This window comes from Gloeomargarita sp. SKYB120, assembly GCA_025062155.1.
Classification (GTDB): Bacteria; Cyanobacteriota; Cyanobacteriia; order Gloeomargaritales; family Gloeomargaritaceae; genus Gloeomargarita.
The window spans coordinates 5160-20560 of the sequence record JANXAM010000004.1 but is presented as its reverse complement, the minus strand read 5'-3'; the positions used below and the strand labels follow the sequence as shown (position 1 = coordinate 20560).

The following is a 15401-nucleotide window of genomic DNA, read 5'->3' as shown; positions in this document are numbered from 1 at the left end:
ACCGTCAAACCGCCACCGGCATCGGCGCGTGTTGAGGCGCGAGAGAAGGAGGAAGCTTGACCTGGCTGAGCCAGTGGTGCAGTTTTTCCCCCTCAATGACTTCGGTCTCCAAGATTTCCTGGGCCATCGCCTCCAGCACCTCCCGGTTGTAGCGCAGGATTTCCAGCGCCTGTTGATGCCCCTGCTCCACAATCTCCCGCACCTCGCGGTCAATCGCCTGGGCAGTTTCCTCACTCACCGCGCGCCGCATTTCCATGGCGTTGCCTAGGAACATATTCTGCTGGCGCTGCTGGAAGGTCAGCGGTCCAAGCACCTTGCTCATGCCAAAGGCCGTTACCATCCGTTCCGCCAGGTCCGTGGCCCGTTGTAGGTCGTTGCTGGCACCCGTAGTCACCTGCCCAAACACCAGCTCTTCGGCGGCGCGACCGCCCAACAGCGTGGCAATTTGCCCTCGCAATTCCGGCTCACTCTGGAGGAACCGGTCCTCCGTCGGCAGTTGCAACGTGTACCCCAGCGCCGCCATGCCACGCGGCACGATGGAAATCTTCTCCACCTTGCCTGAGCCGGGCATCAGAGAGCCCACTATCGCGTGTCCCACTTCGTGATAGGCCACGATGCGTTTTTCGTTTTCGCTGAGCACACGGCTCTTTTTCTCCAGACCCGCCACCACCCGCTCAATCGCTTCGTTGAAGTCGGCCATGGTCACTTCCGCGCGCTGGTTGCGGGCCGCCAGCAGGGCCGCCTCGTTGACCAGATTCGCCAAGTCAGCACCGGCAAACCCAGGGGTACGGGCGGCAATCTTGTGCAAATCCACCTCTGGCGAGAGCTTCACCTTGGCCGCATGAATTTTCAAAATCGCTTCCCGCCCCGCTAGGTCCGGTCGGTCCACGAGCACCTGCCGGTCAAACCGTCCTGGCCGCAGCAGGGCTGGGTCCAGGGTCTCGGGGCGGTTGGTCGCCGCCAGGACAATCACCGTCGCCTGGGAGCTGTCAAACCCGTCCATTTCTGTCAAGAGCTGGTTCAACGTCTGTTCCCGCTCGTCATTACCGCCGTAAAAACCGACACTCGTCCGCGATTTCCCGATGGCATCCAGCTCGTCAATAAAAATAATGCAGGGAGCCTGCTTTTTCGCCTGTTCAAACAGGTCCCGCACGCGGGCCGAACCCACCCCGACAAACAACTCCACAAACTCCGAACCGGAGATGCTGAAAAACGGCACCTTTGCTTCGCCGGCGACAGCACGGGCCAGCAGCGTTTTCCCCGTTCCCGGCGGTCCCACTAGCAGCACCCCCTTGGGAATCTTCGCCCCAATCCGAATATAACGCTCCGGCGACTTGAGAAAGTCCACGATTTCCACCAGTTCCGCCTTGGCTTCGTCACAGCCGGCCACATCGGCGAAGGTGACCTTGCCCATTTCGCCCTCCACGTACACCCTGGCGCGGCTTTTACTGATAGAGAGGGCGCCCTGGGGCCCACCGGCTCCCCTGCCCAAGAAAAATTGCCAGATTGCCACGAAAATCAAGGGGGGCAACACCCAACCCAGCAGGTTTGTGAACCAGTTGTTCCGGGGCGGCGGCACGGCGGCAAACTCGACCCCGTGCTCCTCCAGACGTTGGGGCAAACTCAGGTCAAAAATCGGTGTGGTCGCCAGGACTTGGCCACCGTATTCCGGGCGCAACTGATAACGAATTTCGTTTTGCCCCACAAAGGCACGGGCTACTTGCCCCTCATCCACTTGATGGATGAATAGGCTGTAGGGCACCTGGGGAATGCGCGGCCCCAGCAACCCGGGTAGGAACAGGTTCAGCAGCAGGAAACCCACGCCAATCAAAAAGAGAATGTTGCCGATGGCGCGGGGGCTAGGAAACTGAGGAGATTTTTTTATCGCCATATCTGTAAATTCGGGATGGTTTGTTGCCTATCTACCAGTATAGTCAAGCGGGGGGGCTGGTTTGGTTGTCGCTGGCGCGGCAAACACGGTAACATGGGGCTGGTTTCTCGGCGTGTTTAGGTTAAGAGCCATGACCGTCGCCTACCCCCGTAAGTTTGGAGAGTGGAGCGCCCGGGCGATTCTGGAGCAGGTTGTCCAGGACCGGGAGATTCATTTGATCACCCTCAACCGCTACCGGTTCAGCGAGCAGCGCAGTTGCAAAGACTTGACCGACCTGGTGGAGCGCCTGAATGGCCAGCCCCCGGAACTGGTGCGGGATTTGTCCCACCACATCAGCGACGAGGCACGCCATGCCATGTGGTTGACAGACTTGCTCTGTGACCTGGGCGCTCCAGTGGGCAAACCGCCTGGCACGAGCTACATCGAGCAATTTGAAACCCTTTTAGACAGCGATGCCCACACGCCGGGCACGGATGAATTCCTTATTTCATCGCTAGCGGCCATCAATGTCACGGAAAAGCGGGGGTGTGAGTACTTCTCGGCGCACATTCAAGCGTTGAAACAGGCGCCCCAGACGGAAGAGAATGTGGCGATTCGGGAGACGCTCGAGCGAATTTTTCCGGAGGAGGCGGCCCACGTGCGCTGGGGCAACCGCTGGCTGGCCCAGTTGGCCCGCAAGAGTCCAGAGCACCAGCGACTGGTGGAACAAGCCAAACGCCGCTACAGCGCGATTGAACAGGCGGCTTTTGAGTCGGGGATGGATATCACCCTAGGCGCGGAACTGCGGCGGGTGGAGCGGCTGGTGACCATTGCCAGCACCCTGCCTGTGTGGGAGCGCCCCGCCTATTTGATCGAGCGGTTGCCGTCGGCGTTACTGGCGCCCGATTTGCAGCAAACTCGCCTGGACATCCTGCAACGGGCTTGGCGACGGGACCCCCAGAAGTTGATGGAGCGATTTATTCCCCTGTTTTTGAACCCCAATCCCCCTTCGCCCAAAACCGTGCAACGCCGATGAAGGTGGAGATTTACACATGGCGCACCTGCCCATTTTGCATCCGGGCCAAGGCGCTGCTGAATCGCAAGGGGATTCCCTACACCGAGTACGCCATTGATGGGGATGAAGCCGCTCGCAGTCGCATGGCAGAACGGGCGGGAGGACGGCGTTCGGTGCCCCAAATTTTCATCAATGGTCGCCATATCGGGGGCTGCGACGAACTCTACCAACTGGAACAGGCGGGTGAGTTAGACCGGCTCCTACAGGCATGAAGCTGGCGTTCGTGATAGACCCCCTGGAGCGGTTGGACCCGGGGCATGACTCGACGGTCGCCCTGATGGAGGCGGCTTGCCAGCGGGGGCACGAAGTCTGGGTCACCACGATTGACCAGCTCAGCGTGCAAGACGGACAGACCTGGGCTTGGCTGCGACCGGTGCAGATTCAACCGGTACGACTCCAGCAGGGACGCTACGAGATTCCCCAGCCCTGGTATCGCCTGGGGGAACCGGCGCATCTAGCCCTTGGGGAAATGACCGCCGTATGGATGCGTAAGGACCCACCGGTGGATACAGCCTACCTGTGGGCAACCTATCTACTGGACCATGTGCCTCCTGGAACCTTGGTGCTCAACCGGCCCAGCGCCCTGCGGGAGGCCAACGAAAAAATGTATGCTCTGCGGTTTCCCCACCTGCTCCCGCCCACCCTTGTCACCAGCCAGCTCACCTTCATTCGCAAATTCCTGGCTCGCTACGGACCTGCGGTGCTAAAACCCCTGGGGGGCAAGGCCGGCGAAGGGATTTTGTACTTGGACCCGGCGGACCGGAACGTCGCGTCGCTGGTTGAGTTGAGCACTGCCGGGCGGTTGCCAGTGATGGTGCAGATGTACCTGCCGGAGATTCGCCAGGGGGACAAGCGGGTGATTCTGTTGGACGGAGAACCCATTGGCGCCGTGAATCGCATCCCTTCCGGGCACGACTTTCGCGGCAACATGGCGGTGGGAGGCCAGGCGGTGGCGGCGGAAATTACTCCCAGGGACCGAGAAATTGCGGCCCATTTGCGACCAGCGCTGCAGGCGGCGGGGTTGTACTTTGTGGGAATTGACATCATTGGCGGCTATCTAACGGAGATAAATGTCACCAGTCCCACCGGCATCCGGGAAATTGACCGCTTGAGCGGTACTCAACTTGGGCAAACGGTGATTGCCTGGCTAGAAGAAAAATGCCAAGCCAAGAAGTAATCCAAACAACTCCCTATGGCCTCAAGACATGACCAGCATAGATAGCTGAGCTGTATTTGCCAATCGAAAACCAGGGGTTGAACAGTAGTTGCCCTCTGAGCTAAGTCAGCCGCCGGATATCCGAATAGAATGAAGCGGCGACCAATCCTTGCTGGTTACGCACTAGAACGGTTCGCAGCCGTAGATTGGGTGCAGCAAACCACAGGCGTTCCTGAATCTGCAAACCGTCAGCCCCGGCGAGCGTGAGTTCTAAAACGCCATGACTGTCCCACGTGTAGTGTCCTGTAGCGGGACTGCCGCCTGCAGGGTAATGCCAAAAGCAGGACGAGGCAGGGTCAAAGGCCAGCGTAGTACGGCCTACGGGTTGATTGTTTTCCGTCCAGGTCAGCACCAGACCCAGCGAATGGGGGGCATCAGGCCCTAAATTAGCTACCTGCAACTGGGCTTTGCCGTGATTCGCGGGTGCGCCGTCTAGGTAAAAACGGGTCCGCTGACAGATCCAAGTGCCGACATGGTGCTGCAGTAACTGTTCCAGGTCGGTAAAGGTCATCTCCATACCCATCCATCATAATGCGACTTAGGCAACTTTTTCCCGCAAAGGGCTGTGTTAGGGTAGGGGAGTGTCGATTGACTAAGGGGGAGTGTGATGCAGATTAGCGGTGAAACCGTCCCGACGCCGGAGGAACAAAAATCCCTGGCCGAACTGACTAGCTTAATCGAACAGGTGACGCGCGATGGACGCCTATCCCGGCGCGAGTGGGAAGAAATTCGCGCCAAGGTGCGCGAAGACGGCCACGTCACGCCCCAGGAGCTGGAGGTGCTTAACCAGCTCATGGACCGGGTCAGCCAGGGCGTGATCTTGCTCGAGGATTAACTGGCATTGCTTGAAGGATGGCCCCCTTCGGAAGTATCCTACAAAATACTGTTTTCACCGTTGCTACCAATGGTCCAGGAACGTCCGCTACCGACTTTTTCGCCAGCGACGCTGCAGTTGACCCGGGAAGAAGGTCTCCTGCTGTACGAGGACATGGTGCTGGGGCGGACGTTTGAAGACAAGTGCGCCGAGATGTACTACCGGGGCAAGATGTTTGGGTTTGTGCATCTCTACAACGGTCAAGAAGCGGTCTCGACGGGAGTGATCCGGGGAGCGCTGCGGCCAGGGGTTGATTACGTGTGCAGTACGTATCGGGACCATGTGCACGCTCTGAGTGCCGGTATCCCAGCGCGGGAAGTCATGGCGGAACTCTTTGGCAAGGTCACTGGCTGCAGCAAGGGGCGCGGCGGTTCGATGCACCTGTTTTCAGCGCGGCAACGGTTTTTGGGGGGCTACGCCTTCGTAGCGGAAGGGATTCCCGTCGCAGCCGGCGCAGCGTTTCAGACTAAATACCGGCGGGAGGTGCTTGGGGATGCCCAGGCGGATGAGGTCACCGCCTGCTTTTTTGGGGACGGGGCCTGCAACAACGGCCAGTTTTTTGAGACATTGAACATGGCGGCCCTGTGGAAATTACCCATGATTTTTGTGGTGGAAAACAACCTGTGGGCGATTGGCATGGCCCATGCGCGGGCGGCGTCCGACCCCCACATATACAAAAAAGCCAGTGTGTTCAATATGGTGGGCGTGGAGGTGGACGGGATGGATGTGCTGGCGGTGCGCGAAGTGGCTCGAGAAGCTGTCGCACGTGCACGGGCGGGGGAAGGTCCCACCTTGATCGAAGCGCTGACCTACCGGTTCCGGGGACATTCCCTAGCCGACCCCGACGAATTGCGCAGTAAAGAAGAAAAAGAATTCTGGCTGAGCCGCGACCCCATCAAACGCCTGGGTAGTTTTCTTGTGGAACAGGACTTGGCGACCAGCCAGGATTTGCAGGCGATTCAGCAAAAGGTGAAACAAGTGGTCGACGATGCGGTGGCCTTTGCCGAACAGAGTCCTGAGCCGTCGCCCGACGAACTGTGGCGCTACGTCTATGCGGAGGAGTAAAGCGTAACCATGGCGGAAACCTTTATGTTCAACGCCCTGCGAGCGGCCATTGACGAGGAAATGGCGCGGGACCCCACCGTGTTTGTGCTGGGGGAAGATGTAGGCCACTACGGCGGTTCCTACAAGGTCACCAAAGACCTGTATAAGAAGTACGGGGAACTCCGTGTGTTGGATACGCCCATTTGCGAGAACAGTTTTACGGGCCTAGCGATTGGCGCGGCAATGACGGGATTGCGCCCGATTGTCGAAGGGATGAACATGGGATTTTTGCTGCTGGCGTTTAACCAAATTGCCAACAACGCCGGCATGTTGCGCTACACGTCGGGGGGCAATTTCACTATTCCCATTGTGATTCGGGGACCAGGCGGCGTGGGACGGCAGTTGGGAGCGGAGCATTCTCAGCGATTGGAGGCCTATTTTCAAGCGGTGCCGGGGTTAAAAATTGTGGCCTGCTCAACCCCCTATAACGCCAAGGGGTTACTGAAATCGGCGATTCGAGACAACAATCCGGTGCTGTTTTTTGAGCATGTGCTACTCTACAACTTGAAGCAGGACCTTCCCGACGAGGAGTACCTGTTGCCCCTGGATAAAGCTGAGTTGGTGCAACCGGGCGAAGACGTGACGATACTCACCTATTCCCGCATGCGCCATCATGTGTTGCAGGCCCTACCGGCGTTGGAACGGCGCGGCATTCACCCCGAAGTGATTGATTTGATTTCCCTGAAACCGTTGGACTGGGAAACGATTGGGGCATCGCTGCGCAAGACGCACCGGCTGGTGGTTGTTGAAGAATGTATGAAGACGGGAGGTATTGGTGCCGAAATTTGCGCCGGGGTAATGGAGCGGTTGTTTGATGAGTTAGACGCGCCGGTGGTGCGGCTCTCGTCTCTGGACGTTCCCACCCCCTACAACGGCACCCTCGAGCGGTTGACAGTGGTGCAACCGGAACAAATTGTCCAGACGGTGACAGATTTGGTTCGAGGTAAGATTTAAGGTAGATAAAATGGGGCCTTGCCGTGCGGTTGATAAGCAAGACGGCTTGACTATAATCCTGGTAGCACATGGGTTCAAGCGGGGTCAGGTGGCGCACTTGGTCAAAAAGCTTTCGAGACCTATGCGAGCAATAACAACTGGGTGTTGGGCGGAAAATAATGTGGACAAGTCAAGAAGCCCCTTCCCAAAGCAGTCAGAGAAACCTATATAGCTAAAATCACAAAACTTGACGTCAGCTACGGATAGTTTCATTGACCAAAAATTGCGAACCTATAGCCATAGCTAAGCCGCTTCACTTTGTTAGAGAGATGAGAGAAAAACTAAGGGCAGGGATGCACCCTGCGACCTAGCGCTAAGCACACAATGTTTGGCGTGAGAACAACTGAAAACCTTGACGCTTTTGCCTTGCTTGCTGCTCAAGCACACCAACTTAAATGTTTTCTGCTGTATCTAAGCTGACAAAGGTTGACATATAAGACAGACGGCTTCATTTACCAGAGAACGTAGGTTCTGTGCGGACCCACCGCTTTATAGCCAAGCCATCTATGGTTGTCAGCCCTTGAGTCCCAGAGCACGGCCCCGCCTTTAGGTTTTCTCTCCTCTTTCTGACAAACTAAAGCAGCTTAGCTATAGCCAAGACCCGACCTGCTCAATCGGATCCAAATCAGGCGAATATCTCGGTAAATAAACCAATCGACACCCAGCCGCTTCCACGACCTGTCTCACCGCCGCATAGCTTTCCCAGAACCTATCGCTGGCAAAAGTTTCTCGCTTTACCACCTGATGACTACCTGAGTATCGCCATAGCCTATCCAAGTGAACGGTTCAATCACACGCCCCGATTGATAAGCCGCCATGATGCTATAGCTAAGCCATCTCTGCTTGTCATGTTTTGGAGTCGCAGGGCCCAGCCCCGCCTTGGGTTCTCCTAGTATCCCCCTGACAAACTGAAGCAGCTCGGCTATAACTTTTTCCCCACGATCGCCGGGTTTCTCCCCGTAGACTCTCTCTCCTTTCGGTGCCCGACTGTATTATCCACGCCAGATTGGTCCATATAGACCACCCGCTCTGGCGGTATCTGCTCAATTAACTCGCAATAAGCTTGCCGCTTTTGGCGGTCTTGCTCGTGATAGAAGTACGTTTTTTTCGGAGGGTATAGCCTATCTTTTGTAGGGCCTTCCAGATAGTAGCGCGGCTCACACCGAAGTGAGCGGCTATCTCCCGTTGGGTTAGACCGGGGTTGGCATCCACAAACTGCTGGAATTCTTCCAGGTCTTTCAGCTTATGACTGTGGCCTTTTTGATAGCCTTCCTTGGGACGAACATCTCCCGTTTCTGACCACTGTCTAAGCCATCTTTGTACCGTTCGATAGCTGACGTTTAGGAACTGACTGACTTCCATGATAGTGGCACCATTCAAGATGGCTTCTACCGCCTTCTTGCGCAAATCGTAGTTGTATGGCCTGGGCATTTCTCTCGTCCCTAACAACATGTCCATTATATGACAATCTTAAACAGCTTGACTAGAACAGCCATTTCTGCCAGAAAAGCACCTGCTGAGCATCCAGAGATCACCTAAAACCAGAGACGGGGGTACCTCCCCTGCGACCGCGAATTGGCGACCCGTTCGGGACTCTTCTAGGGCAGTAGCATGTCAGTTGTGCTGACAATGCACAAAGTTTTCTTGGTTCGTAATGACAAATTTCGGTAGTTTTACTGGTATTGACATAAGCTAAGCCATTTTCTACGCAAAAACACCCAATTTTGCCAAAAAAGGGTCTCAGTGTGATTGCTATCACTCGCAAACCTTATACCTAACCATAAGGATGGAATTATGCTCCTGCTCAGGTCATTCAATTATGCCCGATCTTGATCCCCGACTCACTCGCTCTCAACAGCAGTCCATAGAGACCCTGCGATTACAGGCGGAAAGTTTTTACCATGCGGGATTGAAAAAGGTGGAGGCGGGGGATTACCCAGGGGCGATTCGATTTTTCAACCAGGCGTTACAGTGTCAACCGGCCTACAGCGCCGCCTACTACCAGCGGGGTTTGGTGCGGTTTCACACCCATGACTACCAGGGGGCGATTGCTGATTTTAACCAGGCGCTTCAGTACGAACCCCACAAAGCCATCATCTATTACCACCGCGGTTTGAGCCGTTACCGCTTGGGGGACCGCCGAGGAGCGATTGCGGACTACACGCGGGCAATTGAACTGCAACCGAATTTTGCCGATGCCTATTACAACCGCAGTATCGCGCGACGCCGGGAAGGGGATTACCAGGGCGCAGTGGCGGACCATACCCAGGCGCTCAAACTAAACCCCAATTACACGCACATCCACGGGACCGCCCAAGCGGTAGCCCACAATAGCGCCCAGCGGTTCTATCAGCAGGGGTTGGCCCAAGCCGAGCTAAAAAACTGGACGGCGGCCATTGAAGCTTACAACCAGTGCTTGCGGGTGAAACCGGATTTTGCTGAGGCGTACTTCCGGCGAGGGTTGGCGCGCCAAGCTGTAGGGGATTTGCTGGGAGCGATTGCCGACTATGACCGGGCTTTGCTGCTGGACCCGCGTTTGACGCAGGTGTACTACCACCGGGGGGAAGCGCGCGCCATGGTGGGCGACCGGCGGGGAGCAATGGAAGACTTCAACCGGGTGCAACCTGAACCCCGACCGACTGCTCCCCTGCGTCCCCAAGTGGCGACCGTTGCGGCCCAGTACGTCCAAAAGGCGCTGGCGTGCATTCGCGACGGACAGTACCAGGAGGCATTGACCCAACTCAACCAAGCGCTGCGGATGGACCCCCAGTGCGGCGAGGCGTACTTCCGGCGGGGGTGGCTGCGGTTTGAACAGGGCGATAACCGGGGCGCGTTGGAGGATTACCAGCAGGCGTTGCAACTGTTGCCCCAACGGGCTGACATCTACTACCAGCGGGGATTGACGCGCTACCGGCTGGGCGACCGGGAAGGCGCGATTGCTGACTACACACGGGCGATTGAGCTACAACCGAATTTGGCCGATGCCTACTACAACCGCAGTATTGCGCGGCGACGGATGGGCCAGTATGGGGAAGCAGTGCAGGACTATAACCAGGCGCTGCGACTGAACCCCAATTTTGCCTACATCCACGGCACGGCGTTGAACCCCACGCACCAGGATGCGGCGGATTTTTATGCGGTGGGCAACACCAAGGCGGAAAAAGGGGACTGGCAGGGAGCCATTGCTGACTACAACCAAGCATTGCGCTTAGACCCCAACTTTGCCCCGGCCTATTACCGGCGCGGCTTGCTGCGCTACCAACTGCGGGATAAACGGGGAGCCATCGGGGATATTCGCCGGGCATTGCTGCTGGACCCCACGCTAGAGATTCCCCCGTTCATGCTGCCCCAGGGCGAAAGTTGAAATGAATCTAAATGTTGGGGTCAAAAAGTATCAAGCTATAACCAGTCGCCGCTCGCCAACGGAGTGAGAAGACCGCAATTTTTGCTATGCTCATACAGGTTGGTCCCTGGATTGATCCAACAATGACCATTACTGTGAGCACCGACCGGCAAAAGGTGGACCTGGTGCAACTGCAACATCTGCTGAATATCGGGGCGTTTTGGGCGGTGAACCGAACGCTGGAGGACTTGCAGACGGCGGTGGACCATAGCGAACCGGTGGTGACGGTTTGGGATGGGGAACGGCTCATCGGGTTTGGGCGGGCGACATCGGACTGGGTGTACCGGGCGGTGTTGTGGGATGTGGTGATTCATCCGGAGTACCGGGGCCGGGGTTTGGGTCGTCAATTGGTGGAAACGCTGTTGGCCCACCCGAGTATCCGGTCGGTGGAACGGGTGTATCTGATGACCAGCAGCCAACAGGGGTTCTATGAACGGCTAGGGTTTGAGGAAAATTTGACGACGACCATGGTGCGGTACCAACGCCAGCCGACGGTAACATTACCGACTCTCGAACGCCTGGTGGAAACGGTGCCTGCACCATGAAACCGAGCCGCGCTATCTACATCCACGGCTTTGGGTCAAGTCCTCGCTCCGGGAAAGCTCAGTATCTGCAAAAACAACTGGCCCAGGTCGGCATCCCGATTGCCGTGCCCGATTTGAACCAGGGGGATTTTACCCACCTGACTCTGACGCGCCAAATTCAGCGAGTTGCGGAGGTATTAACCCCGGAACCCACGGTACTGATTGGTTCTAGCTTTGGGGGGCTAACGGCGGTCTTTGTGGCGGAACAACACCCGCAGGTGAGTCATTTGGTGTTACTGGCGCCGGCGTTTCGCATGGCGGAGTACTGGCTCCAGCGATTGACGCCCGAGCAGTTGGAGCAATGGCGCACCCAGGGGACGCTCCCCGTTTATCACTACGGCGAAGGTAAAGAATTGCCGTTGCACTACGGGTTTTTGCCAGATTTGCAGATGTATGATGAAAGCCAATTGCAACGCCCGGTGCCCACGCTGATCGTGCATGGCCGCCAGGATGACGTGGTGCCCTTGGCAGTGAGCGAAGATTACGCCCGTACCCGCGCCTGGGTGACGTTAGTGCCGGTGGACGACGACCACACCTTGCACCGGAGCCTGGACCTGATCTGGCAACAGATGGTGACGTTTCTCGGGCTGTGAAACCCTATCGTTACTTGCCAATTCAAGAGTGCGGTGAACCCCTGGTTCCCATTCCCGCCGAACGCCTGGCTCTCATTCACCCCCATCCCTACGTTGTCCTGGGAGCGCCCTACGGTGCGGTATCGCCTTTTTGGTTGCGCCGGCGCGTGGTGGAGAAATTATTACAAGCGCAAGACTATTTACAAACACTTCAACCGGGCTGGCGCTTGCAAATCTACGATGGCTACCGGCCTAACCGGGTGCAGGCGTTTATGGTGGACTATACCTACGCGCAATTGGCCCGCCAATATCCCGACCAACCCGCCGCCAAGTTATGGGCGCAGGTGTACCAGGTATGGGCCGTGCCTAGCGAGGACCCGTTGACGCCACCCCCCCATAGCACTGGTGCCGCTGTGGATGTGACGTTGCTTGATGGGCAGGGCCAGCCGGTGGCGATGGGGTCACCCATTGATGAACTGTCGCCCCGTTCGCACCCGGATTACTACCCGCCGGACAGTCTGTACGGGCGCCACCGCCGGTTGTTGCAGCAGGTGATGACGCAGGCGGGGTTTGTGCGACATCCCGAGGAGTGGTGGCACTTTTCCTGGGGCGACCAACTGTGGGCCTGGTTGAGCGGCGTTGGCATGGCTTGCTACGGGCGTGTCGATGAAGAAATTGCATCCTGGAACACCATTTAGGGGAACCGCTATGATTAACTGAAGATTAAGTTTCGGTAAGCAAGCGACAACACGATGGATCAAGCCCCGACGTTGGTCATTGGTGGTGCAGAGGACAAGGTAAATCAATTGGAAATTCTCCAAACGTTCTGGAAGCGCGCAGGGGGATACCACGCACGGATTGGAATTATCCCTTCAGCTTCGGGGGAACCGGCGGTCATCGGTAGTTTGTACCAGCGCTTGTTTGAAAACATGGGGTCTCGCTGGGTGCAGGTGCTGGATGTGCGGGAGCGGGAACAGAGCGAAGACCCCCGCTGGCATGAACGCTTGCAGGATTTCACGGGCATTTTCTTAACCGGAGGCGACCAGTTGCGCTTGGCGACGCTGCTGGCGGATTCGGCATTGCTAGAGGCGTTACATTATTATCGGGAGCGGGGGCGTTTAACGCTGGCAGGTACCAGTGCAGGAGCAGCGGCCATGGGTTACCACATGATTGCCGGTGGCGGCAACGGCGAATCGCCCCATCCGGCGCTGGTCAACATGGCCAACGGACTGGGCTTTTTACCGGACGTGATCGTGGACCAGCATTTCCACAACCGCAACCGGGTGGCGCGACTGTTCAGTGCGGTCGTGATGCACCCCGAATGTCTAGGCGTGGGTGTGGACGAGGACACGTGCGCTGTGTTTGAACCGTCGGGTGAATTGCTGGTGGTCGGACGTGGGACGGTGATGATTCTGGATGCGGGCGAGGCGTCGTCGTTTTGTGAACCCTATCCCCACAGCCGGACGCCGGTGAGCATTCACAACTTGCGGGTGCATCTGTTGCGGCGGGGCGACCGGTTCGACTACCAGCGGCGCAAGGTGTTACCCCCCGTTTACCAGCACTGTCCCGTGTGAGGAAAGAGCCGTGGACATCCTGCGCATCCTGACGTTGAACGGCCCTAACTACTGGAGCATTGAACGCACCCAACTCATCGTGTTGCGGTTGGACCTGGGCCGGTGGGCGGAGGTGCGCACGACGGACATTCCCGGGTTTTATGAGCGGTTGACGCGCTTGCTCCCTGGGCTGGCGGAACACTACTGCGTGGCCCATCGCTGGGGTGGTTTTTTGCAAGAGGTGCAGCACGGCACATCCTTAGCCCACGTGGTGGAACATACGGCCCTGGAGCTGCAGTACATTGCCGGGATGAATGTGAGCTTTAGTCGCACCCGCTGGACGAGCACGCCGGGGGTAGCCCAGGTGGTGTTTGAGTACGAACACCCAGCGGCGGGACGGGTTGCGGGTCGAGCAGCGGTGCGGATTGTGCATACCCTGGCCCAGGAGCAGGACTACCCCCTAGAAGAGCTGATTGAAGATGTGGGGGAACTGCGACAAATCCGGGCGGAAGCAGCGCTGGGACCGAGTACCGAAGCGATTGTGCGAGAGTGTGAAGCGCGAGGGATTCCCTGGCAAGAGCGGGCGCGGGGGATTATTCAATTCGGTTACGGCTGCTACCAGCGGCGGATTCAGGCCACCCAGACGGACTGCACCAGCATTCTCGGGGTGGAGCTGGCCGGTGACAAAGAAGGCACCAAGCAAATGCTCCAGGAGGCGGGGATCCCCGTACCCAAGGGAACCGTGATCCGGCGCGAGCGGGAGCTGGCGGATGCCATTCACGAAGTCGGTGGGTATCCGGTGGTGCTCAAACCCTTAGACGGCAATCACGGGCGGGGGATCACCCTGGACATTCGCACCTTTGAGGAGGCGCTGGCAGCCTACGACCTGGCCATGGCGGAGTCGCGGGCGGGACGGGTGATCGTCGAGCGCTTTCACCAGGGCCACGACCATCGCATTTTGGTGATTAACGGCCAGGTGGTGGCGGTGGCGCAACGGGTGCCGGCCCACGTGGTCGGAGACGGGGTGCATACCATTCGTGAGTTGGTGGCTCAGGTCAATCGCGACCCGCGGCGGGGAGAAGGCCATGACAATGTCTTAACGCGCATCAACTGGGATGAGACCACTGAGCAAATTCTGGCCCAGCAGGGATACCACGCCCAGACGGTATTAGCGCCGGGGGAAATCGCCTATTTGAAACGCACGGCCAATCTCAGCACCGGGGGTACGGCGGTGGACCGGACGGATGACATTCACCCGGAAAATGCCTGGCTGGCGGTGCGGGCAGCGGCAGCAGTCGGACTCGATATCGCTGGGATTGACGTGGTGACGACCGACATTACCCGGCCCCTGCGCCAGACAGACGGAGTGGTGGTAGAAGTCAACGCCGCGCCGGGGTTTCGGATGCACTACCGCCCGAGCGAAGGACTCGCCCGCAATGTGGCGGCGCCAGTGGTGGATGCGCTCTTTCCGCCGGGGCGTCCCTGTCGCATTCCCATCATTGCCATCACCGGTACCAACGGCAAAACGACCACGACACGCCTGACAGCTCACTTGTTCAAACAGACGGGAAAGGTCGTGGGATTTACCACCACCGATGGGACGTATGTGGGGGATTACCTGGTGGAGCCAGGGGACAACACGGGACCCCAGAGCGCTCGCTTGATTCTCAACGACCCGCTGGTGGAGATTGCGGTGCTGGAGTGCGCGCGGGGCGGGATTTTGCGCTCAGGCCTGGCGTTTCGCGAGTGCGATGTCGGCGTGGTGTTGAACGTGGCGGCGGACCACCTGGGGAGCTACGACATTGACACCCTGGACGACATGGCCAAGGTCAAAAGCGTGGTGGCGGAGGTAGTGCGCCCGGGCGGTGTAGCGGTATTGAACGCCGAGGACGAGCGGGTGGCGGCGATGGCCGAGCGGGTCAAGGGTCGAGTGGCCTACTTTTCGCTCCAGGCGGACCATCCCCGCATTCAAGCCCACCGGCGACGGGGAGGTTTGGCGGCGGTCTATGACCAGGGCGAGTTGTGGCTTTACCAGGGGGAATGGACGCTGCGAATTCTGCGGGCGGCGGACGTGCCTTTGACCTTGGGTGGGCGGGTGCCGTTTATGATTGCCAATGTGCTGGCGGCGGTGTTGGCGGCCTATGCCCAGGGGGTGAC

Annotated in this window: 15 protein-coding genes and 1 pseudogene; 12 read left to right on the top strand and 4 right to left on the bottom strand. The window is 58.2% G+C overall.

Features of this window, described 5'->3' with window-relative positions; genetic code table 11:
* Positions 1-4: 4 nt before the first annotated feature.
* A complete protein-coding gene (gene ftsH / locus NZ705_02705; protein MCS7291869.1) occupies positions 5-1891 on the bottom strand; it encodes an ATP-dependent zinc metalloprotease FtsH in 1887 nt (628 codons plus the stop codon).
* A gap of 130 nt (positions 1892-2021) precedes the next feature.
* On the opposite strand from ftsH, the gene NZ705_02700 reads away from it, so the two are divergent.
* From NZ705_02700 to gshB, 3 genes are read left to right on the top strand one after another with little or no spacing between them, the layout of a single operon-like run.
* Positions 2022-2906, top strand: coding sequence for a ferritin-like domain-containing protein (locus NZ705_02700; protein ID MCS7291868.1), 885 nt, complete (start codon positions 2022-2024; stop codon positions 2904-2906).
* Complete coding sequence (grxC, locus tag NZ705_02695; protein ID MCS7291867.1) at positions 2903-3157, top strand: glutaredoxin 3; 255 nt, start codon at positions 2903-2905, stop codon at positions 3155-3157. Before NZ705_02700 ends, grxC begins: the two co-directional genes overlap by 4 nt.
* Positions 3154-4122, top strand: coding sequence for a glutathione synthase (gene gshB / locus NZ705_02690; GenBank protein MCS7291866.1), 969 nt, complete (start codon positions 3154-3156; stop codon positions 4120-4122). Before grxC ends, gshB begins: the two co-directional genes overlap by 4 nt.
* Positions 4123-4222: 100 nt before the next feature.
* Here gshB and NZ705_02685 read toward each other — a convergent pair whose 3' ends face one another.
* A complete protein-coding gene (locus NZ705_02685) occupies positions 4223-4672 on the bottom strand; it encodes a phycobiliprotein lyase (GenBank protein ID MCS7291865.1) in 450 nt (149 codons plus the stop codon).
* Between the two features lie 93 nt (positions 4673-4765).
* On the opposite strand from NZ705_02685, the gene NZ705_02680 reads away from it, so the two are divergent.
* The 3 genes from NZ705_02680 to NZ705_02670 all read left to right on the top strand — a co-directional run bounded on the left by NZ705_02680 (position 4766) and on the right by NZ705_02670 (position 7093).
* Complete coding sequence (locus tag NZ705_02680; GenBank protein ID MCS7291864.1) at positions 4766-4996, top strand: hypothetical protein; 231 nt, start codon at positions 4766-4768, stop codon at positions 4994-4996.
* A 69-nt stretch (positions 4997-5065) separates the two neighbouring features.
* Positions 5066-6100: a pyruvate dehydrogenase (acetyl-transferring) E1 component subunit alpha gene (pdhA, locus tag NZ705_02675; protein ID MCS7291863.1), complete on the top strand. Its 1035-nt coding sequence runs from the start codon at positions 5066-5068 to the stop codon at positions 6098-6100.
* A 9-nt stretch (positions 6101-6109) separates the two neighbouring features.
* On the top strand, positions 6110-7093 hold the full coding sequence (locus tag NZ705_02670; GenBank protein MCS7291862.1) for an alpha-ketoacid dehydrogenase subunit beta: 984 nt from the start codon (positions 6110-6112) through the stop codon (positions 7091-7093).
* A 645-nt stretch (positions 7094-7738) separates the two neighbouring features.
* On the opposite strand, the pseudogene NZ705_02665 reads toward NZ705_02670, so the two are convergent.
* Together NZ705_02665 and NZ705_02660 are read right to left on the bottom strand one after the other, a co-directional pair.
* Positions 7739-7825 (bottom strand): annotated as a pseudogene (locus NZ705_02665) (transposase).
* Positions 7826-8179: 354 nt separating this feature from the next.
* On the bottom strand, positions 8180-8563 hold the full coding sequence (locus NZ705_02660) for a helix-turn-helix domain-containing protein (protein ID MCS7291861.1): 384 nt from the start codon (positions 8561-8563) through the stop codon (positions 8180-8182).
* A 388-nt stretch (positions 8564-8951) separates the two neighbouring features.
* On the opposite strand from NZ705_02660, the gene NZ705_02655 reads away from it, so the two are divergent.
* The 6 genes from NZ705_02655 to cphA form a co-directional block, all read left to right on the top strand.
* On the top strand, positions 8952-10496 hold the full coding sequence (locus tag NZ705_02655; protein ID MCS7291860.1) for a tetratricopeptide repeat protein: 1545 nt from the start codon (positions 8952-8954) through the stop codon (positions 10494-10496).
* Positions 10497-10618: 122 nt separating this feature from the next.
* Positions 10619-11080, top strand: coding sequence for a GNAT family N-acetyltransferase (locus tag NZ705_02650; GenBank protein ID MCS7291859.1), 462 nt, complete (start codon positions 10619-10621; stop codon positions 11078-11080).
* Positions 11077-11712 carry an alpha/beta fold hydrolase gene (locus NZ705_02645; protein ID MCS7291858.1) on the top strand — a complete coding sequence of 212 codons (636 nt, stop codon included), beginning with the start codon at positions 11077-11079 and terminating at the stop codon, positions 11710-11712. The genes NZ705_02650 and NZ705_02645 overlap by 4 nt, the downstream gene beginning before the upstream one ends.
* Positions 11709-12389 carry a M15 family metallopeptidase gene (locus tag NZ705_02640; GenBank protein ID MCS7291857.1) on the top strand — a complete coding sequence of 227 codons (681 nt, stop codon included), beginning with the start codon at positions 11709-11711 and terminating at the stop codon, positions 12387-12389. Before NZ705_02645 ends, NZ705_02640 begins: the two co-directional genes overlap by 4 nt.
* A gap of 54 nt (positions 12390-12443) precedes the next feature.
* Entirely contained in the window at positions 12444-13265 is an 822-nt protein-coding gene (locus NZ705_02635) for a cyanophycinase (protein ID MCS7291856.1), read from the top strand.
* Between the two features lie 10 nt (positions 13266-13275).
* The coding region (gene cphA, locus NZ705_02630) for a cyanophycin synthetase (protein MCS7291855.1) at positions 13276-15401 on the top strand (2126 nt) is incomplete at its 3' end.